The 18,284-nt window shown below is 65.7% G+C and carries 16 protein-coding genes; 7 read left to right on the top strand and 9 right to left on the bottom strand.

What is annotated here, in order from left to right; translation table 11 throughout:
* Window positions 1-31 precede the first annotated feature (31 nt).
* The 3 genes from flgM to ABFA30_RS10045 all read left to right on the top strand — a co-directional run bounded on the left by flgM (window position 32) and on the right by ABFA30_RS10045 (window position 1,685).
* Entirely contained in the window at window positions 32-346 is a 315-nt protein-coding gene (gene flgM, locus ABFA30_RS10055; RefSeq protein WP_225789330.1) for a flagellar biosynthesis anti-sigma factor FlgM, read from the top strand.
* Between the two features lie 47 nt (window positions 347-393).
* Window positions 394-861, top strand: a complete 468-nt coding sequence (locus ABFA30_RS10050; protein ID WP_225789331.1) for a flagella synthesis protein FlgN — start codon at window positions 394-396, stop codon at window positions 859-861.
* 80 nt (window positions 862-941) lie between these two features.
* Window positions 942-1,685, top strand: coding sequence for a flagellar brake protein (locus ABFA30_RS10045; RefSeq protein ID WP_225789332.1), 744 nt, complete (start codon window positions 942-944; stop codon window positions 1,683-1,685).
* Between the two features lie 263 nt (window positions 1,686-1,948).
* Here the strand turns inward: ABFA30_RS10045 and ABFA30_RS10040 are convergent, their stop codons facing one another.
* The 3 genes from ABFA30_RS10040 to bkdR all read right to left on the bottom strand — a co-directional run bounded on the left by ABFA30_RS10040 (window position 1,949) and on the right by bkdR (window position 5,428).
* Window positions 1,949-3,283 (bottom strand): MFS transporter, encoded by a 1,335-nt coding sequence (locus tag ABFA30_RS10040; protein ID WP_410045384.1) that lies wholly within the window; start codon window positions 3,281-3,283, stop codon window positions 1,949-1,951.
* Between the two features lie 149 nt (window positions 3,284-3,432).
* Entirely contained in the window at window positions 3,433-4,674 is a 1,242-nt protein-coding gene (locus tag ABFA30_RS10035; protein WP_225789374.1) for a glutamine synthetase family protein, read from the bottom strand.
* Window positions 4,675-4,942: 268 nt separating this feature from the next.
* Complete coding sequence (bkdR, locus tag ABFA30_RS10030; RefSeq protein ID WP_054891915.1) at window positions 4,943-5,428, bottom strand: Bkd operon transcriptional regulator BkdR; 486 nt, start codon at window positions 5,426-5,428, stop codon at window positions 4,943-4,945.
* A gap of 198 nt (window positions 5,429-5,626) precedes the next feature.
* Here bkdR and ABFA30_RS10025 point away from each other — a divergent pair, with 198 nt between their 5' ends.
* The 4 genes from ABFA30_RS10025 to lpdA are packed head-to-tail and all read left to right on the top strand — an operon-like array spanning window position 5,627 to window position 10,567.
* The gene (locus ABFA30_RS10025) at window positions 5,627-6,859 is read left to right on the top strand and encodes a 3-methyl-2-oxobutanoate dehydrogenase (2-methylpropanoyl-transferring) subunit alpha (protein ID WP_225789334.1); all 1,233 of its coding nucleotides are present in this window, start codon (window positions 5,627-5,629) and stop codon (window positions 6,857-6,859) included.
* 1 nt (window position 6,860) lies between these two features.
* Window positions 6,861-7,919: an alpha-ketoacid dehydrogenase subunit beta gene (locus ABFA30_RS10020; protein WP_225789335.1), complete on the top strand. Its 1,059-nt coding sequence runs from the start codon at window positions 6,861-6,863 to the stop codon at window positions 7,917-7,919.
* Entirely contained in the window at window positions 7,920-9,185 is a 1,266-nt protein-coding gene (locus ABFA30_RS10015) for a dihydrolipoamide acetyltransferase family protein (protein ID WP_368816028.1), read from the top strand.
* A gap of 2 nt (window positions 9,186-9,187) precedes the next feature.
* Complete coding sequence (gene lpdA, locus ABFA30_RS10010; RefSeq protein WP_410045383.1) at window positions 9,188-10,567, top strand: dihydrolipoyl dehydrogenase; 1,380 nt, start codon at window positions 9,188-9,190, stop codon at window positions 10,565-10,567.
* An 86-nt stretch (window positions 10,568-10,653) separates the two neighbouring features.
* Here lpdA and ABFA30_RS10005 read toward each other — a convergent pair whose 3' ends face one another.
* The 6 genes from ABFA30_RS10005 to ABFA30_RS09980 form a co-directional block, all read right to left on the bottom strand.
* The gene (locus tag ABFA30_RS10005; protein WP_225789338.1) at window positions 10,654-11,652 is read right to left on the bottom strand and encodes a diguanylate cyclase domain-containing protein; all 999 of its coding nucleotides are present in this window, start codon (window positions 11,650-11,652) and stop codon (window positions 10,654-10,656) included.
* Window positions 11,653-11,941: 289 nt separating this feature from the next.
* The gene (locus tag ABFA30_RS10000) at window positions 11,942-13,255 is read right to left on the bottom strand and encodes a c-type cytochrome (protein WP_368816030.1); all 1,314 of its coding nucleotides are present in this window, start codon (window positions 13,253-13,255) and stop codon (window positions 11,942-11,944) included.
* 10 nt (window positions 13,256-13,265) lie between these two features.
* Entirely contained in the window at window positions 13,266-15,053 is a 1,788-nt protein-coding gene (locus tag ABFA30_RS09995) for a GMC family oxidoreductase (protein ID WP_410045382.1), read from the bottom strand.
* Window positions 15,054-15,056: 3 nt separating this feature from the next.
* Window positions 15,057-15,809 (bottom strand): gluconate 2-dehydrogenase subunit 3 family protein, encoded by a 753-nt coding sequence (locus ABFA30_RS09990; RefSeq protein WP_368816031.1) that lies wholly within the window; start codon window positions 15,807-15,809, stop codon window positions 15,057-15,059.
* A gap of 139 nt (window positions 15,810-15,948) precedes the next feature.
* The gene (locus ABFA30_RS09985) at window positions 15,949-16,935 is read right to left on the bottom strand and encodes a 2-hydroxyacid dehydrogenase (RefSeq protein ID WP_410045381.1); all 987 of its coding nucleotides are present in this window, start codon (window positions 16,933-16,935) and stop codon (window positions 15,949-15,951) included.
* A 9-nt stretch (window positions 16,936-16,944) separates the two neighbouring features.
* Window positions 16,945-18,222 carry an MFS transporter gene (locus tag ABFA30_RS09980; protein ID WP_225789343.1) on the bottom strand — a complete coding sequence of 426 codons (1,278 nt, stop codon included), beginning with the start codon at window positions 18,220-18,222 and terminating at the stop codon, window positions 16,945-16,947.
* Window positions 18,223-18,284: the final 62 nt, after the last annotated feature.

Genomic DNA, 18,284 nt, shown 5'->3' with positions numbered 1-18,284 from the left:
CAAGCGTCCAAATCCCCAGAGGTTTCTGATCATGGTCATCGACTTCAGTCGTTTGAATAACTCTCCGTCCGTCACGGGCGGCGTTCGCGGCAACACCGCGGCCGGCAACGCCGAGAAAGCCGGCGAAACCAGCGAAGCGCCCAAGCGCTCCAGCGTCAGCGGAGAAGCGGTACACCTCAGCCAAGAGGCCCAGCAGTTGCAGAAGATCAGCGACAAGCTGCGCGACCAGCCCGAGGTCAACAGTGCCCGCGTGGCCCAGTTGAAACAGGCGATCGCAGACGGCAGCTACCAGGTCGATGCCGGCCGGGTCGCCAGCAAACTGCTTGAATTCGAAGCCCAGCGCTGACCTTCCGGCGCGCTGACTTCAAGGACGCCACACGCCAAGAGCCAGCCATGCACGACATCACCCTGCTGCAACTGATCGAAAACGACATCGCGCCAACCCAGCAACTGCTCGAACTGCTCCAGAACGAAGCGGTCGCCCTGCACGGCCGGGACATGGCGATGCTGGAGCACATCCTGGCACGCAAGCAGTCGTTGATCGCCTTGCTCGAACAGCAAGGGCAGCGGCGCAACCACCTGCTCACCAGCCTCGGCCTGAGCGCCGATCGTGCCGGCGTGCAGGCACTGGCCGCGCAATCGCCCAACGGCGCGGTGTTGCTGCAGCAGCTCGACGTGCTCAGCCAACTGATGGATGCCTGCCAGAAGGTCAACGAGACCAACGGGCGGATCATCCAGGTGCAGCAGCACGCCACGGCCAACCAGATCAGGATCCTCATGGGCGGCGATTCTCCGTCGCTCTACGACAGCCGTGGCGCCACCTCGCCACTGGCCAAGCCCCGGGCGCTCAGCCAAGTGTGATTATTTCTATCAAGGCACGGAACATACTGGCAAAATGCCGTTACTTGCGTGTGTCGTTTTTGCCTGGAGATTGATAACCCGTGTTCAATGAGTCCGATGCTCCCCAGCCGCCAAAGGTGCTCACCACTCCTTTGGAGATCGCAGCCAACCTGCGCCAGCTGCTGGATAGCCACGATCCGCTGATCATCACCTTCCATGAACGTAGCCAACGCTTCCAGAGCTACGTGGTTCAGGTGGACCGTGACGGCAATACCCTGGCGCTGGACGAAATGATCCCGCGTGATGGCGAGAAATACATAGAGAACGGCGAACCGTTCCGCGTCGAAGGCTTCCATGAGGGTGTACGCATCGCCTGGGAATGCGACACCCCGCTGCGCATCGGCGAAATCGACGGCCACCGCTGCTACCGTGGCCCCCTGCCCACCGAGGTGACCTACCACCAGCGGCGCAACGCCTTCCGGGCCGCGCTCAAGCTGTCGCAATTGGTCGACGTGGTGCTCGACGGTGACAAGCTCAAGGGCAACGGCGCCCTGCGCGGCAAGCTGCTGGACATCTCCGCCACCGGCTGCAAGTTGCGTTTCGACGGTAACGTTGGCGAACGCCTGCAGTTGGGCCAGGTCTATGAGCGCTTCGGCGCCAGTGGCCCACTGGGCATGTCGCAGGTCATGGTGGAGCTGCGCCACCTGCATTTCGAGGAGCGTTTCAACACCACCTTCGCCGGGGTGCGCTTCCACAACCTCAACGGGCAGATGCAGCGCAAGGTCGAGAGCTTCGTGTACCAGTTGCAGCGCGAAGCGCGGCGGTTCGACAAGGACGATTATTGAGGCTTGTACGCTGAGCAAAACGCCACCTGCCCGGGTTAATGCTGTTCACTTAAGCAATTGGGGCCGCCTTGCGGCCCTTCGCGGGCAAGCCCGCTCTCACAAGTACGCTGCAAATGCACGATCCTGTGGGAGCGGGCTTGCCCGCGAAGGGCTGCAAAGCAGCCCCAATCGATGTCACATCAGACTTAAGTGAACAGCATTAACCTGCCCGGGTGGCGTTTTTGTTTGGGTGCGCTGTAGCTAAGGCCGCATCACGCCCCACCTCAAACTGTCCTGTTGACCTCCGTCTGCGCCATATCCTCCCCAGGCTCCTCCTCTTCCTCGGTGTCCTCCGCCGCCACCGGCGCCTGCATCACCTCCTGCACCGTCTGCTCATCGACCCGCGGGTCGAGCGCCGCCGACAATGGCGAACCCGCCGCCGGCATGGCCACGTGACCCAGCGGCGCATCCTGCACCTGGTGCAACCCGGTGACCGCCTTCGGCCGGATACGCCAGACCAGCACCAGGGCGAAGAACAGAAAAAAGGCATAGAGCATCTGCGCCCCCAGCAGCTTCATCAACACCCCCGCCGCCAGAGGGCCGATACAGGCGCCCACGCCATAGGTGACCAGCAGCATCGCCGTCAGGGAAACCCGCCGCTCGCCCTCGACGTGGTCGTTGGAAAACGCCACCGCCAGCGGATAAAGGCAGAACTGCAGCAACGAGATCAGGAAGCCCACGGCGAACAGCAGCTCCAGCGGCACACTGGGCAGCACCGCCAGCGGCAACGCGGCCAGCGCCAGGCCCACTGCCACGCTGCGGATCAGCACCGCGCGGTCGTAGCGGTCCGACAGCCAGCCCAGCGGCCACTGCACCACCAGACCAGCGAAGATGCAGCTACCCATGAACAGGCCGACCTGCTCGGTGGAGAGCCCCTGGTTGGCCGCGTACAGCGGCGCCAGGCCATAGAACGAGCCGACGATCAGGCCCGCGCCGAGCACCGTGGAAAGCGACTGGGGCACGCGCTTGATGAAAAACTTCGGTTCCATCGGCGCCGGGCGCAGCGGCGCCGGGTGGATCCGCCGGGTCATGGCCACCGGCACCAGGCACAGGGCGAAGCACATGGCGACCAGCATCAACAGCTCGGGGCCGAGCTGCGGGTGTATCACCAATATCAGTTGCCCGAGCACCAGCCCCAGGTAGGACGCGATCATGTAGCCGCCGAACACCGCGCCACGCTGCTTGGCATCGGCCTGCTCGTTGAGCCAACTCTCGATGACCATGTACTGGCACATCATCCCCAGGCCGACGACCATCCGCAGGCCCACCCAGGCCGGCAGCCAGCTCGTCAGGCCATGGCCCAACACGGCGGCGCCGACGATGCCGGCACAGGTGGCGTAGGCCCGGATATGCCCGACCCGGCCAATCAGGCGGTGGCCGATCTTGCCCCCCACCGCCAGACCGAAATAGTTGGCCGCCATCAAGGCACCGACCCAGAGGCTGTCCACGTTGTCGGCAGCCAGGCGCAAGGCCAGGTAAGTACTGAGCAGGCCCGAACCGATCAGCATCATCAGGGCGGCGAAATACAGCGAACGAAAAGACTTCCAGATCTGGCGCATGCGTCCCGGTGGGCTCCCTGGTCAGGTGGAGAAGACGGGTGGCCTGCATGGCCACTGCAGGGCAAGCATAAGGGGAAATCCAGGGTGGTGCAGGCCCCCGGCGCGGAAAAAAATCGCCGGGGGCGCGTCCAGTGCCGGTTGTGTCGCGATCAGGCCTGTGCCGCCAGCACGCGTCGCTCCCAGGGCGTGATCTCATCGAGGAAGTCGGTCAGCTCCAGGGACTTGGTGGCGACGTAGCCATCGATGAATTCCTCGCCGAACAGCTCCCGGGCCAGGGCGCTGCGCTTGAGGCGCTCCAGGGCCGCATGCAAGGTGCAGGGCAGGCTGAGGTGGTCAGGCACTGCGAACTCGCCCTGGATGGCCGGTTCCGGCTGCAAGCGCTGTTCGATGCCGTGCAGGCCGGCGGCAAGGCTGGCGGCAATGGCCAGGTAAGGATTGGCGTCGGCGCCTGGCAGGCGGTTCTCGACCCGTCGCGCCGCCGCCGAACTGGCCGGGATGCGCAAGCCTGCGGCACGGTTGTCGTGCGACCAGCAGGCATTGTTCGGCGAGGCGTACGGGTGGCACAGGCGCTGGTAGGCGTTGACGTTGGGCGCGAACAGCGCGGTGAAGTCGGCCATGCAGGCCTGCAGGCCGCCGATGAAGTGATGGAACGTCTCGGTCGGCTGGCCCTGCGCGTCGCTGAACACATTGCGCCCCGTGTCGAGCTGCACCAGGCTCTGGTGCAGGTGCATCGAACTGCCCGGCGTGTGGGCCAGCGGCTTGGCCATGCATACCACGGTCAGGCCATGCTTGAGCGCCACCTCCTTGAGCAGGTGCTTGAACAGGAACGTCTGGTCGGCCAGCAACAGCGGGTCGCCGTGCAGCAGGTTGATCTCGAACTGGCTGACGCCCATCTCGTGCATGAAGGTATCGCGCGGCAAACCAAGGGCCGCCATGCACCGGTACACCTCGTTGAAGAAGGGGCGCAGGCCGTTGTTGGAGCTGACGCTGAAGGCCGAGTGCCCCAGTTCGCGGCGGCCGTCCAGGCCCTGCGGCGGCAGGAAGGGCTGGGTGGGGTCCGGGTTGGGCGCGAAGACGAAGAACTCAAGCTCGGTGGCGACCACCGGCGCCAGCCCCTTGGCCGCGTAGCGGGCGATCACCGCCTTGAGCTGACCACGGCTGGACAGCCGCGATGGCGCGCCGTCCAACTCGACCGCGTCGCAGATGGCCAGCGCCCGCGGCTCGTCGCTCCAGGGTAGGCGGTGGACCTGCGCAGGATCGGCCACCAGGGCCAGGTCGCCGTCGTCGCTGCCATAGAACCTGGCCGGCGGGTAGCCGCCCATGATGCACTGCAGCAATACCCCTCGCGCCATCTGCAGGCGCCGGCCCTCGAGGAAACCCTCGGCGGTCATTACCTTGCCGCGAGGGATGCCATTGAGGTCGGGGGTTATGCACTCGATCTCGTCAATGCCCGTCAAGCGCTCGGCGAACGAGCGCTGGTCATTGGTCGTCATGACACTGTCCTTATTGTTTTCGTATGCCGTGAACGGCGACAGGCACAACCATAGGCGCTGGGCGTTGAAAATATCAAGCAGCCCGGAAGGTTTCCGTAGCAATTTATGAACAGCGGGGGATTGATCTCGCGAGAAACTTGTGGGAAGGGGCTGACACTGCCCCCGCTCACTCGCGCAAGGTCATGCCATTGGCCGGCAACGGCAAGGCGGTCTTGTAACGCACCTGCTTGAGGGCAAAGCTGGAGCGGATGTTGGCCACCCCAGGCAGGCGCGTCAGGTAGTCGAGAAAACGCTCCAGCGCCTGGATGCTGGGCAGCAACACGCGCAACAGGTAGTCCGGGTCACCGGTCATCAGGTAACACTCCATCACCTCCGGCCGCTCGGCAATCTCTTCCTCGAAGCGATGCAGCGACTGCTCCACCTGCTTCTCCAGGCTCACGTGGATGAACACGTTGACGTCCAGCCCCAGCACCTCGGGCGACAGCAGGGTCACCTGCTGGCGGATCACCCCCAGCTCCTCCATGGCCTTGACCCGGTTGAAACAGGGCGTGGGCGACAGGTTCACCGAACGGGCCAGCTCGGCGTTGGTGATCCGGGCGTTTTCCTGAAGGCTGTTGAGAATGCCGATATCCGTGCGATCCAGTTTGCGCATGAGACAAATTCACCTGTTTCTTGTGTTTGTACAGAATATTTATCTGCGTCTGGCGGCGAAGGCAATCAACTTGAGAGAAAAATTCTCCTGCCATGCCCCTATGATTGTATTTAACGCTGACCTACCGGTCACAAGCCGGTATCCAGCGGCGGCCGCTTCAAAGCTCACAAAAACAACATCCGAGCGAGCGTAAAAAGCATGAACGAGTACGCCCCCCTGCGTTTGCATGTGCCCGAGCCTACCGGCCGGCCAGGCTGCCAGACCGATTTCTCCTACCTGCGCCTGAACGACGCAGGGCAAGTCCGTAAACCGCCCATCGATGTCGAACCCGCCGACACCGCAGACCTCTCCTCCAGCCTGGTCCGCGTGCTCGACGAGCAGGGCAATGCCCTGGGCCCATGGGCCGAAGGCATCGACCCGCAAATCCTGCGCCAAGGCATGCGTGCCATGCTCAAGACGCGGATCTTCGACAACCGCATGGTCGTCGCCCAGCGCCAGAAGAAGATGTCCTTCTACATGCAGAGCCTGGGCGAGGAGGCCATCGGCAGCGCCCAGGCCCTGGCGCTGAACCGCACCGACATGTGCTTCCCCACCTACCGCCAGCAGAGCATCCTGATGGCCCGCGACGTGTCGCTGGTGGAGATGATCTGCCAGTTGCTGTCCAACGAGCGCGATCCGCTCAAGGGCCGCCAGCTGCCGATCATGTATTCGGTGCGCGAAGCCGGCTTCTTCACCATCAGCGGCAACCTGGCGACCCAGTTCGTCCAGGCGGTCGGCTGGGCCATGGCCTCGGCGATCAAGGGCGATACCAAGATCGCCTCGGCCTGGATCGGCGATGGCGCCACCGCCGAGTCCGACTTCCACACCGCCCTGACCTTCGCCCACGTCTACCGCGCCCCGGTGATCCTCAACGTGGTCAACAACCAGTGGGCCATCTCCACCTTCCAGGCCATCGCGGGTGGCGAAGCGACCACCTTCGCCGGCCGTGGCGTCGGCTGCGGCATCGCCTCGCTGCGGGTCGATGGCAACGACTTCCTCGCGGTGTACGCCGCCTCGCGCTGGGCTGCCGAGCGCGCCCGCCGCGGCCTGGGCCCGAGCCTGATCGAATGGGTGACCTACCGCGCCGGCCCGCACTCGACGTCGGACGACCCGTCCAAGTACCGCCCGGCCGACGACTGGAGCCACTTCCCGCTGGGCGACCCGATCGCTCGCCTGAAACAGCACCTGATCGCCATCGGCCACTGGTCCGAGCAAGAGCACCAGGCGGTCACCGCCGAGCTCGAGGCCGAGGTCCTCAAGGCCCAGAAGGAAGCCGAGCAGTACGGCACCCTGAGCAATGGCCATATCCCCAGTGCCGCCTCGATGTTCGAGGACGTGTACAAGGAGATGCCCGAACACCTGCGCCGCCAGCGCCAGGAACTGGGGGTCTGAGATGAACGACCACAACAACAGCATCCATCTGGAAACCGCCATGTCCACCACCACCATGACCATGATCCAGGCCCTGCGCTCGGCCATGGATGTCATGCTCGAGCGCGACGACAATGTGGTGATCTACGGCCAGGACGTCGGTTACTTCGGCGGCGTGTTCCGTTGCACCGAAGGCCTGCAAAACAAGTACGGCAAGTCGCGGGTGTTCGACGCGCCGATCTCCGAGAGCGGCATCGTCGGGACCGCCGTGGGCATGGGCGCCTACGGCCTGCGCCCGGTGGTGGAGATCCAGTTCGCCGACTACTTCTACCCGGCCTCCGACCAGATCGTCTCGGAGCTGGCGCGCCTGCGCTACCGGTCGGCCGGCGAGTTCATCGCCCCGCTGACCCTGCGCATGCCCTGCGGCGGCGGCATCTACGGCGGCCAGACCCACAGCCAGAGCCCGGAGGCGATGTTCACCCAGGTCTGCGGCCTGCGCACGGTGATGCCGTCCAACCCCTATGACGCCAAGGGCCTGCTGATCGCCTCGATCGAATGCGACGACCCGGTGATCTTCCTCGAGCCCAAGCGCCTGTACAACGGCCCCTTCGACGGCCACCACGAGCGCCCGGTGACGCCTTGGGCCAAGCACCCGCACAGCGCCGTGCCGGATGGCTACTACAGCGTGCCCCTGGACAAGGCGGCGATCGCCCGCCCGGGCAACGACGTCACCGTGCTGACCTACGGCACCACGGTCTACGTGGCCCAGGCGGCTGCCGAGGAGACCGGCGTCGACGCCGAGGTCATCGACCTGCGCAGCCTCTGGCCGCTGGACCTGGAGACCATCGTCGAGTCGGTGAAGAAGACCGGCCGCTGCGTGGTGGTCCACGAGGCCACCCGTACCTGCGGCTTCGGCGCCGAACTGGTGGCGCTGGTCCAGGAGCATTGCTTCCATCACCTCGAGGCGCCGATCGAGCGCGTCACCGGCTGGGACACCCCCTACCCCCACGCACAGGAATGGGCCTACTTCCCCGGCCCTTCGCGGGTAGGCGCGGCATTGAAACGGGTCATGGAGGTCTGAATGGGCACGCACGTCATCAAGATGCCGGACATTGGCGAAGGCATCGCGCAGGTCGAGTTGGTGGAGTGGTTCGTCAAGGTCGGCGACATGATCGCCGAGGACCAGGTGGTGGCCGATGTCATGACCGACAAGGCCACCGTGGAAATCCCCTCGCCAGTCAGCGGCAAGGTGCTGTCCCTGGGCGGCCAGCCGGGTGAAGTCATGGCGGTGGGCAGCGAGCTGATCCGCATCGAGGTCGAAGGCAGCGGCAACCATGTCGACGAGCCTCAGGCCAGGCCGCTGGCAGCCGAGGCCGCGCCGCCCCCGGCCGAGCCCGCGCCGCATGTCGAGGCCCAGGCGCCCGTCGCACACGCCAGCGCGCCCGCCGCGCCCATCGTGCCACGCCAGGCCCACGAGAAACCGCTGGCCTCCCCTGCCGTGCGCAAGCGCGCGCTGGATGCCGGTATCGAGCTGCGCTACGTGCATGGCAGCGGCCCCGCCGGGCGCATCCTGCACGAAGACCTCGATGCCTTCATGCGCAAGCCGCAGACCAGCGCCGGCCAGGCGCCGGGCGGCTACGCCAAGCGCACCGACAGTGAACAGGTGCCGGTGATCGGCCTGCGCCGCAAGATCGCCCAGCGCATGCAGGATGCCAAGCGCCGTGTCGCTCATTTCAGCTATGTCGAGGAAATCGACGTCACCGCCCTCGAGGCCCTGCGCCAGCAGCTCAACCAGAAGCATGGCGACAGCCGTGGCAAGCTGACCCTGCTGCCGTTCCTGGTGCGTGCGATGGTCGTGGCACTGCGTGACTTCCCGCAGATCAACGCCACCTACGACGACGAGGCCCAGGTCATCACCCGCCATGGCGCGGTGCACGTGGGGATCGCCACCCAGGGCGACAACGGCCTGATGGTGCCGGTACTGCGCCATGCCGAGGCGGGCAGCCTGTGGAGCAATGCCAGCGAGATCGCCCGCCTGGCCCATGCCGCCCGTAGCAACAAGGCCAGCCGCGAGGAACTGTCCGGCTCGACCATCACCCTGACCAGCCTCGGGGCCCTTGGCGGTATCGCCAGCACGCCGGTGGTCAACACCCCGGAAGTGGCCATCGTCGGCGTCAACCGCATCGTCGAGCGGCCCATGGTGATCGACGGCCAGATCGTCGTGCGCAAGATGATGAACCTGTCCAGTTCCTTCGACCACCGCGTGGTCGATGGCATGGATGCAGCCCTGTTCATTCAGGCCGTGCGCGGCCTGCTGGAACAGCCCGCCTGCCTGTTCGTGGAGTGAGCATGCAACAGATCCTCGATACCACCCTGCTGATCATCGGCGGCGGCCCCGGCGGCTACGTGGCCGCCATCCGCGCCGGACAACTGGGCATCCCCACCGTGCTGGTCGAAGGCCAGGCCCTGGGCGGCACCTGCCTGAACATCGGCTGTATCCCGTCCAAGGCATTGATCCATGTCGCCGAGCAGTTCCACCAGGCCTGCCAGCACAATGAGCAGTCCGCCCTGGGCATCAGCGTGTCTTCGCCACGCCTGGACATCAGCCGCAGCGTCGAATGGAAGGACGGCATCGTCGACCGCCTGACCAGTGGCGTCGCCGCCCTGCTGAAGAAGCATGGGGTCAAGGTGATCCATGGTTGGGCGAAGATCATCGATGGCAAGCGCGTGGAAGTCGATGGCCAGCACATCCAGTGCAAGCACCTGCTGCTGGCCACAGGCTCCAATAGCGTGGAGCTGCCCATGCTGCCCCTGGGCGGCCCGGTGATCTCCTCGACCGAGGCGCTGGCGCCGAAGGCCCTGCCCCGGCACCTGGTGGTGGTCGGTGGCGGCTACATCGGCCTGGAGCTAGGCATCGCCTACCGCAAGCTGGGAGCCCAGGTCAGCGTGGTGGAGGCGCGCGAGCGCATCCTGCCGACCTATGACGCCGAACTCACCCAACCGGTGGCCGAGTCGCTGAAGAAACTAGGCATCGCCCTGCACCTGGGGCACAGCGTCGAAGGCTACGACGAGGGTTGCCTGCTGGCCAGCGATGGCCAGGGCGGGCAACTGCGCCTGGAGGCCGACCAGGTGCTGGTGGCGGTCGGCCGCCGGCCGCGTACCCAGGGCTTCAACCTGGAGTGCCTGGACCTGAAGATGAACGGCCCGGCCGTGGCCGTGGATGCGCGCTGCCAGACCAGCATGCGCAATGTCTGGGCCATCGGCGACCTGACCGGCGAACCGATGCTGGCCCACCGGGCCATGGCCCAGGGCGAGATGGTCGCCGAGCTGATCGCCGGCAAGGCGCGGCGCTTCGAACCCACCGCGATCGCTGCGGTGTGCTTCACCGACCCGGAGCTGGTAGTGGTCGGCAAGAGCCCGGAACAGGCGGGCCAGGAGGGGCTGGACTGCATCGTCGCGCAGTTCCCCTTCGCCGCCAACGGGCGGGCCATGACGCTGGAGTCCAAGAGTGGCTTCGTGCGGGTGGTGGCGCGCCGTGACAACCATTTGATCCTCGGCTGGCAGGCTGTGGGAGTGGGTGTCTCGGAGCTGTCCTGCGCCTTCGCCCAGTCCCTGGAGATGGGTGCGCGCCTGGAAGACGTCGCCGGCACCATCCATGCCCATCCCACCCTCGGTGAGACCGTCCAGGAAGCGGCCTTGCGCGCCCTGGGCCACGCCCTGCACATCTGATACTGAAGCGGCGACAGCCGACTTGACCCGCTGCGCCACAGGCGCCGCGGGTCTTTTTTCATGTGCGGGTGGCCGCCTCGGCTCCCCTACTCACCCACGGTATCCTTGCCAGCCGCCTTGGCCCGGTACAGGGCCTTGTCGGCACGGGCCAGCAGGCAGTACTGGTCTTCGTCCTCCCGCCACTGCACCACCCCGTAGCTCATGGTCAGGCGGTAATCCCCCACCGGCTCGACCGCCTCCATGGCCTGGCGAATCGCCCTCGCCACCTGCAGCGCCTCCTCCAGACCTGTCTGCGGCAGCACCACGACGAACTCATCCCCACCCCAGCGCGCCAGCAGGTCCTGGTCGCGCAGGCACTGGCGGATGCGCTCCACCACCTCGAGCAGCGCCGCATCGCCACGGGCATGGCCGTAGTGGTCGTTGATCGGCTTGAAGTCGTCCACGTCCATGACGATCAACGCCAGCGACTGGCGGAAGCGCCGGGCCCTTTCGCATTCCTGCTGCAGGGTCTTTTCCAGGCGATAGCGATTGGCCGTCCGAGTCAGCGCATCGCGCTCGGCCAGTTCGCGGTTCTCGTCCAGTTGCCGTTGCAACTGCTGGTTCACCCAGGACAGTTCGCGCGTCCGTTCGGCCACCTGGCTCTCCAGGGACTGGTTCTTCTGCTGGAGCTCGATCACCAGGCGCTTGCCCGCGTCGATGTTGCGGTGGGCGCCGAGCATGCGCGCCACCGAACCATCCTCGTTGCGGGCGATGATGTGGCCGCTGTCCTCGATCCAGATATAGCTGCCATCCTGGCAACGGCAGCGGTATTCGATACGGTAGCGTTCGTTGCGCTGGTTGATGTATGCCTCGAAGTGGGCCATCACCCGTGGATAGTCCTCCGGGTGGATCACGCTCTCCCAGGTGAGCACGTTGTTGGCCATGGAATGGCTCTCGTAGCCGAGCATGGCGTACCAGCCGGGGTTGCGGTAGACATAACCGGTATTGGCGTTCCAATCCCAGATGCCGTCGCTGATCAGGTCGAACAAGGTGTGCAGTTGCTGCTCGCTGAAGCCGGCGGGTACCGGCCTGGACTCCTCGCTCATGGACGCTCTCCCTCGTGTCCAGCAACGGCACCCTGTTCAAGGTGCTGCCGGCAGTTGTCGTATTTGCCGCAGGTGGCAAGCTCGTTCCTCTCGCTGGCAAGCATAGTCCGGGCTGCTGGCTTGTCAGAATAGCCTGCACGGCCTGTTTCGTGGCTTTGCGAACACAGCTACAGGCCTTGCCCCTGGTGACAGGCCGGGAGGGCGATGAGCAGAACGATGGGAGTGCAGGCGTATCGGCGTGGTGTTTCGCGGTGCTTGAGCGGGGGCTGCCTTGCAGCCCCCTGGCAGGTCAGGGCTCCTTCACCCCTGTCGTATCGCCGATCAGCGAGTCGACCGTCAGCGCAGGCCGTGGCCCTTTGCGCAAACCGGCCACCTGGCGCGCCGTCACGGTCGCGCCCTGGTTGCCCCAGCTGCCGCGGATGAAGTTGACCACATCGGCCACCTCCTGGTCCGTCATCCGCCAGGCGAAGCCCGGCATCGTGAAGGTAGAAGGCGCTGTCGCCGTAGCCGGCAGGGTCCCGCCTTCGAGCACGATATGGATCAGCGAGGTGGCATCCTCGCCCTGCAAGACCGGGTTGCCGGCCAGGGCCGGGAACACCCGCGCGTACCCCTTGCCATCCGTACGGTGGCAGGCGGCGCAGTTGTCCACGTAGAGCGCCGCGCCAGTCTTGCCGTCATCGCCCTTCCACAAGGCTTCGGCGACCTGGCGGTCCTCCCGGAACGGCGTGTCGTTCGGGTTCACCGGCGGCAACGACTTCAGGTAGCGGGCAATGGCGGTGAGGTCGGCATCGCTCATGTACTGCATGCTGTGCTCGACCACGTCGCTCATACCGCCGAACACCGCGGTGCGCTCGTTGCGCCCAGTCTTGAGGAAGTCGACGATCTGCGCCTCGCTCCAACTGCCCAGGCCGTCCTTGTGGTCTCCACGCAGGTTCTTGGCGATCCAGCCTTCCAGCGGAGCACTGCCAGACAGGTAAGCATCGCCCTCAGAGGCGTCCAGGGCTTTTTCCTGCATGGTCAGCGCCCGGGGCGTGTGGCAGGCACCACAATGCCCCAGGCCCTCGACCAGGTATGCGCCACGGGCCAGCACCGGGTCGCGGCCAGCGGCCTCGAACGGCTTGACCTCGGGGGCGAACAACCCGCGCCAGAACGCCAGCGGCCAGCGCATGCTCAACGGCCAGGGGATGTCGCTGTCCTGGTTGGCCTGTTCCACCGGCGGCACGCCGTGCATGAAGTAGGCGTAGAGGGCACGCATGTCGTCGTCGCTGACCCGGGCGTAGGAGGGATACGGCATGGCCGGGTACAGGGTACTGCCGTTCTTGCCGATGCCCTGGCGCACGGCGCGCTCGAAGTCCTCGTAGCGGTAGTCGCCGATGCCGGTCGGGTGGGGGGTGATGTTGGTCGAATACAGCGTACCGATGGGCGTCTCCATGGGCAGGCCACCGGCGAACGGCTTGCCGCCCTTAGCCGTGTGGCAGGCCACGCAGTCGCCGGCGCGAGCCAGGTACTCGCCCTGCTTCACCAGCGCTGGGTCGACGGCGTCTGCCGCGTACGACAGGGTACTGACGCCCAGGCTCAGGGCGGCGATCAGAAATCGTTTCATGCTCGACCTCCTATGCCTGCACCAGTGGACCTGGGTTCTTCAGGTACACCTGGCGAATGGCCCGTGCCGACCAGTAGGTCAGCGCCGCCACCAGCCCGGTGGGGTTGTAGCCCAGCCCTTGGGGGAAGGCCGAGGCGCCCGGTACGAACACGTTGTGCACGTCCCAGCTCTGCAAGTAGCGATTGATGGCGCTGGTCTTGGGATCGGTGCCCATGATCGCGCCGCCGTTGAGGTGGGTGGTCTGGTAGGTGGTGGCATCGAAATGCTCGCCGAGGTCCTTCATCGATGCGGTGAGCGCCTTGGGCCCCATGGCCTCGGCGATCTTGTGCATCTTCTCGACCATGAAGCGGTTCATCTTCACGTCGTTGTCCTTCCAGTCGAAGGTCATGCGCAGCAGCGGCAAGCCGTAGGCGTCCTTGTACACCGGGTCCAGGTCCAGGTAGTTGTCGCGGTAGGACTGGTGCGCACCGTGGGCGTCCATCGACAGCATGTGCCTGTAGCTGTCGGCCACCGCGGCCTTCCAGGCACTGCCCCACTTGGGCGTACCCGGCGGGGTCTTGGTACCGGCGATAGGCTTGGTGCCGGCCTGGTTGACCCAGAATGGCGAGCCGCCGACGAAGCCGTGAGGACCGTGGTCGAAGTTGTCGGCATTGAAGTCGTCCACCGCCACGCCATTGCCGCCGGCACCGATGAAGGGGTTGGTGTGGTGGCTGTCCTTATCGAAGAATGCCGTCACCGTGGAGAGGTTCTGGAAGGCGAAGTTGCGCCCCACCACCCCTTCGTTGCGGACCGGGTCGTAGGGTTTGCCGATACCCGAGAGCAGCATCAGGCGCACGTTGTTGAACTGGAACGCGCCGAGGATCACCAGGTCCGCCGGCTGCTCCACTTCGCGCCCCTGGGCATCGACGTAGGTCACGCCGGTGGCCAGGTTCTTCTCGACGTTGAGGTTCACCCGCAGCACATGGGCGTTGTTGCGCAGCTCGAAGTTCTCCGCCTGGCGCAGGGCCGGCAGGATATTCACGTTGGGCGAGGCCTTGGAATACATGTAGCAGGCATAGCCACTGCAGTAGCCACAGAAGTTGCACGGCCCCATCTGGGCCCCGTAGGGGTTGGTGTAGGGGCCGGAGGTGTTGGCCGAGGGCAGGTTGTAGGGGTGGTAGCCGACCTCGCGGGCGGCCTTTTCGAACAACTGGGCCGAAACGGTGTTCTTCTGCGCCGGCAGCGGGAAGTCATCGGAGCGGTCCGGGGAGAACGGGTTGCCGCCTGTGTCGCGACCGACCACCTGGCCCTTGATCGACCAGGCGGTGCCGGAGGTACCGAAGACCTTCTCGGCGAAATCGAAGTACGGCTCCAGTTCTTCATAGCTGACGCCAAAGTCCTGGATGGTCATGCCTTCGGGGATGAAGGCCTTGCCGTAGCGTTCCTCGTAATGGCTGCGCATGCGCAGCTCCATCGGGTCGACCCGAAAGTGCACGCCGGACCAGTGCAGCCCTGCCCCGCCGGTCCCCGTGCCGGGGAGGAAGGCGCCGAACTGGCGATAGGGTACGGCGATATCGTTCAGGCTGTGGCGCAAGGTCACGGTCTCGCGGGAGATGTCCATGAACAGCTTCTTGCGCGAGTTGTAGGTCAGCTCGTCCATGGTCTGCGGATAGACCCCGTCCGGGTAGGTGTCACGGGCAGGCCCGCGCTCCAGGGCCACCACCTGCAGGCCAGCCTCGGTCAGCTCCTTGGCCATGATGGCGCCGGTCCAGCCGAACCCGACGATGACCGCATCGACTTTTTTCATCACCTGGGCCATTGCTCAGCCTCGCTCGCCACTGATGGATACCGGCGGGAAGGGATAGCGCTCGTCGCGCTCCACCCAATCCATGAAATCGGCGCGGGCACCGGGGAACCCCACCAGTTTCCAGCCGGCCATGCCTTGGTTGCCGCCGTGCAGAGGGTCGCTGAAGAAGCCTTCGCGGGTGTTGAGCCAGAGCATGGCGAAGAAGGTCGCGGCGGGTACCGACTGGAACTGCGCCTTGCCACTGTCCAGGGCTTCCAGGGCCTGCTCCTGTTGCGCAAGGGGCATCTCGGCGAAGGGCTTTTGCCACTGCGCCTTGCACCAGGCATCGGTCTCCTGGATACCCAGGCGATAGATTTCCTGGGGGCTGAGCTTGAGCTGGTAGCCCAGTTCGGCCGGGGCATCCGGGTGGAACGGCCCCTGCATGTACCACAGGCCACCGCTGCCATAGCGGGTGTTGAGCTGGCGGTCGATGAACTCCGGCACACCGGCCTGCGCAGCACCAGGGCCCAGTGCATCGGCCGGAATCAGCACCGACACGGCAGCGACGATGAACGCCCATTCTTCAGCGCTGAAGAAAGTCGGCTGGTAGGCGCGGGCCTGAACCTGGGCTTTTTCTCGGGCCGCAGGGGATGCGGGTTTGGCAGTTTCGGCAAGCACGACCCCGCCCATGCCGGTACTGGCGAGGGTCGCCACCGGAATGAGGGTCAGTGATTTGCGCAGGAACTCGCGTCGCGCCGGTTGCGCGAAGGCAGGTTCGTCGTTAGGCATGGCTTGAGCCTCTCCTTTAACAAGTCAATCAGGTCATACAAGGCATACGCTCCGTTCGTGCGGGGCTGTTGTTGTTTTCGGGGGTAGCCTCGGCAAGCCTGCAACGAGCCACGCTGGGGCCCGTGCAGGCTCCGTCCGGTCAGCCTGCCCGGCGCTCCCAGGCCTGGGGGTTCACCAGGTTCGCCGGCCGCTCGCCGGCCAGCGCGGCGAGCATGTTGTCCACCGCGCAACGGGCCATGGCTTCGCGGGTTTCCTGGGTGGCCGAGCCGATGTGCGGGGTCACCACCAGGTTGTCCAGTTGCAGCAGCGGCGAGTCCGCAGGCAACGGCTCGCGAACGAAGACGTCCAGGCCGGCGCCACGGATGCGCCGCTCGCGCAGGGCCTGCAGCAGCGCCGGCTCGTCCAGCACCCGGCCACGGGAGATGTTCACCAGGATCGCCGAGGGCTTCATCAGCGCCAGTTCCCGCTCGCCGATGAGGTTTTCCGTCTCTGGGCCAAGGGGCACGCACAGGCAGACGAAATCGGACTCTGCCAGCAAGGCGTCGAGGCTGCGGTGACGAGCCCCATGCCGCGCCTGCACCTCCGGGCGCGGCCGCCGGGTGTGATACAGCACCTGCATACCAAAGCCGGCCTGGGCCCGGCGCGCCAGGGCTTCGCCGATGCGCCCCATGCCGACGATGCCGAGGGTCTTGCCGTGCACGTCGCAGCCGAACTGCGCCGGGCCGATGCCAGCACGCCAGTGGCCATCGCGGATCCAGCCGTCCAGCTCGACCACCCGCCGGGCGCAGGCCAGCAGCAGGGCGAAGCCGGTATCGGCGGTGGTCTCGGTGAGCACGTCAGGGGTGTTGGTCAGCAGCACGCCGCGGCGGTCCAGTTCGTCGATGTCGTAGTTGTCCACCCCCACCGACACACTGGAGACCACTTCAAGCTGCGGCGCCAGGCCCAGCAGCGCGCTGTCCAGGCGCAGGCTCGCGCCGAGCAGCCCATGGGCCCCAGGCAGAGCCGCACGCAGGCGGGCCAGGCCATCGGCAGACGGGGCCTCGACCAAGGTCACCTCGGCGTGAGCCTGCAGACGCTGCATGAGCTCATCGGACAGGCGTTTGTAGAGGACGATGCGTTTTTTCATGATCGGTACCTATTGGCTGGGCGCCAGGCGGGAGCGACGCGCCTGGTGCGACGGATTGAGGATGGCGGTCAGGGCCACGGCCAGCAGCAGCGAGCCGCACATGAACAGGTAGGAAGCCCCGGGGCCACCGGTGACGCCGTTGAGGTAGCCGACCAGCCAGGAGCCGGAGAACGAGCCCAGCGCGCCCATGCTGTTGATCAGCGCCATGGCGCCGCCGGCGACGTTGCTCGGCAACACCTCGGGCACGATGGCGAAGAACGGGCCATAGGGGGCGTACATGCAGGCGCCGGCGATCACCAGCAGCGCGTAGGACCACCAGAAATGCTCGGTGCCCAGGCTGTAGGAGCCGTAAAAGGCCAAGGCGGCGATCAGCAGCGGTGGCCAGACGAAGCGCTTGCGCTTCTGCATGCGGTCGGACGCCCAGGACACGCCGAGCATCGCCAGCACCGCCACCAGGTACGGCACCGCCGACAGCCAGCCGGCGGTGACGATGTCCACGGAGGCCGCGTGCTTGAGGATCGACGGCAGCCAGAGGACGAAACCGTAGACCCCGATGCTCCAGCAGAAGTACTGCAGCGACAGCACGATCACCTTGGGCGAGCGGAAGGCCTCGCGGTAGTTCTTCACCGGCGCGATACCTTGTTGCTCGGCGTCCAGAGCCTCCTGCAGCGCTGTCTTCTCGCCTTCGCTGAGCCACTTGGCCTGGGCCGGGCGGTCATCCACCAGGCGCCACCAGATGAAGGCCCAGAACACCGCCGGCAGGCCCTCGATGATGAACATCCAGCGCCAGTCGAAGTGCTTGACCAGATAGCCGGAGACCACCGACATCCAGAGGATGGTCACGGGATTGCCGAGGATCAGGAAGGTATTGGCCCGCGAACGCTCGGCACGGGTGAACCAGTGGCACAGGTAGATGAGCATGGCTGGCATCACGGCAGCCTCCACCACGCCGAGCAAGAAGCGGATGCCGATCAGCAGGTACACGTCCTGGACCATGCCGGTGAGGGTCGCAAGGCCGCCCCAGAGGATCAGGCTGACGAAGATCAGTTTCTTCACGCTGCGCTTTTGCGCATAGATCGCGCCAGGCACCTGGAAGAAGAAATACCCCAGGAAGAACAGCGCCCCCAGCAACGAGGACAACGCCGGGGTGATGTGCAGGTCGTCGGCCATGCCGGAGGCTGCGGCGAAGCCGTAGTTGGCACGGTCGAGGTAGGCCAGGCTGTAGGTGATGAAGACAATGGGCATGATGTACCACCAACGGCGTGGCGCGAGTCGTTCGATCGGCATGATGTTTCTCCTGAGCTTTTTGTTTTTGTTGCAACAGGTACCGGCCGGGCCGGTGGTTCAGG

Source organism: Pseudomonas sp. HLMP, from assembly GCF_046365545.1.
GTDB lineage: Bacteria > Pseudomonadota > Gammaproteobacteria > Pseudomonadales > Pseudomonadaceae > Aquipseudomonas > Aquipseudomonas guariconensis_B.
The sequence above is the reverse complement of the archived record's forward strand: the minus strand, read 5'-3'. Positions and strand labels throughout refer to the sequence as shown.

What these genes read in the sequence shown, in the direction of transcription:
- bkdR (WP_054891915.1), bottom strand. Translation starts at nt 5,428, where the DNA reads ATGCGCAAACTGGATCGCACGGATATCGGCATTCTCAACAGCCTTCAG.
- ABFA30_RS09980 (WP_225789343.1), bottom strand. Translation starts at nt 18,222, where the DNA reads ATGCCGATCGAACGACTCGCGCCACGCCGTTGGTGGTACATCATGCCC.
- ABFA30_RS10050 (WP_225789331.1), top strand. Translation starts at nt 394, where the DNA reads ATGCACGACATCACCCTGCTGCAACTGATCGAAAACGACATCGCGCCA.
- ABFA30_RS10015 (WP_368816028.1), top strand. Translation starts at nt 7,920, where the DNA reads ATGGGCACGCACGTCATCAAGATGCCGGACATTGGCGAAGGCATCGCG.
- ABFA30_RS10020 (WP_225789335.1), top strand. Translation starts at nt 6,861, where the DNA reads ATGAACGACCACAACAACAGCATCCATCTGGAAACCGCCATGTCCACC.
- flgM (WP_225789330.1), top strand. Translation starts at nt 32, where the DNA reads ATGGTCATCGACTTCAGTCGTTTGAATAACTCTCCGTCCGTCACGGGC.
- ABFA30_RS10000 (WP_368816030.1), bottom strand. Translation starts at nt 13,255, where the DNA reads ATGAAACGATTTCTGATCGCCGCCCTGAGCCTGGGCGTCAGTACCCTG.
- ABFA30_RS09995 (WP_410045382.1), bottom strand. Translation starts at nt 15,053, where the DNA reads ATGGCCCAGGTGATGAAAAAAGTCGATGCGGTCATCGTCGGGTTCGGC.
- lpdA (WP_410045383.1), top strand. Translation starts at nt 9,188, where the DNA reads ATGCAACAGATCCTCGATACCACCCTGCTGATCATCGGCGGCGGCCCC.
- ABFA30_RS09985 (WP_410045381.1), bottom strand. Translation starts at nt 16,935, where the DNA reads ATGAAAAAACGCATCGTCCTCTACAAACGCCTGTCCGATGAGCTCATG.
- ABFA30_RS10025 (WP_225789334.1), top strand. Translation starts at nt 5,627, where the DNA reads ATGAACGAGTACGCCCCCCTGCGTTTGCATGTGCCCGAGCCTACCGGC.
- ABFA30_RS09990 (WP_368816031.1), bottom strand. Translation starts at nt 15,809, where the DNA reads ATGCCTAACGACGAACCTGCCTTCGCGCAACCGGCGCGACGCGAGTTC.
- ABFA30_RS10005 (WP_225789338.1), bottom strand. Translation starts at nt 11,652, where the DNA reads ATGAGCGAGGAGTCCAGGCCGGTACCCGCCGGCTTCAGCGAGCAGCAA.
- ABFA30_RS10035 (WP_225789374.1), bottom strand. Translation starts at nt 4,674, where the DNA reads ATGACCGCCGAGGGTTTCCTCGAGGGCCGGCGCCTGCAGATGGCGCGA.
- ABFA30_RS10040 (WP_410045384.1), bottom strand. Translation starts at nt 3,283, where the DNA reads ATGCGCCAGATCTGGAAGTCTTTTCGTTCGCTGTATTTCGCCGCCCTG.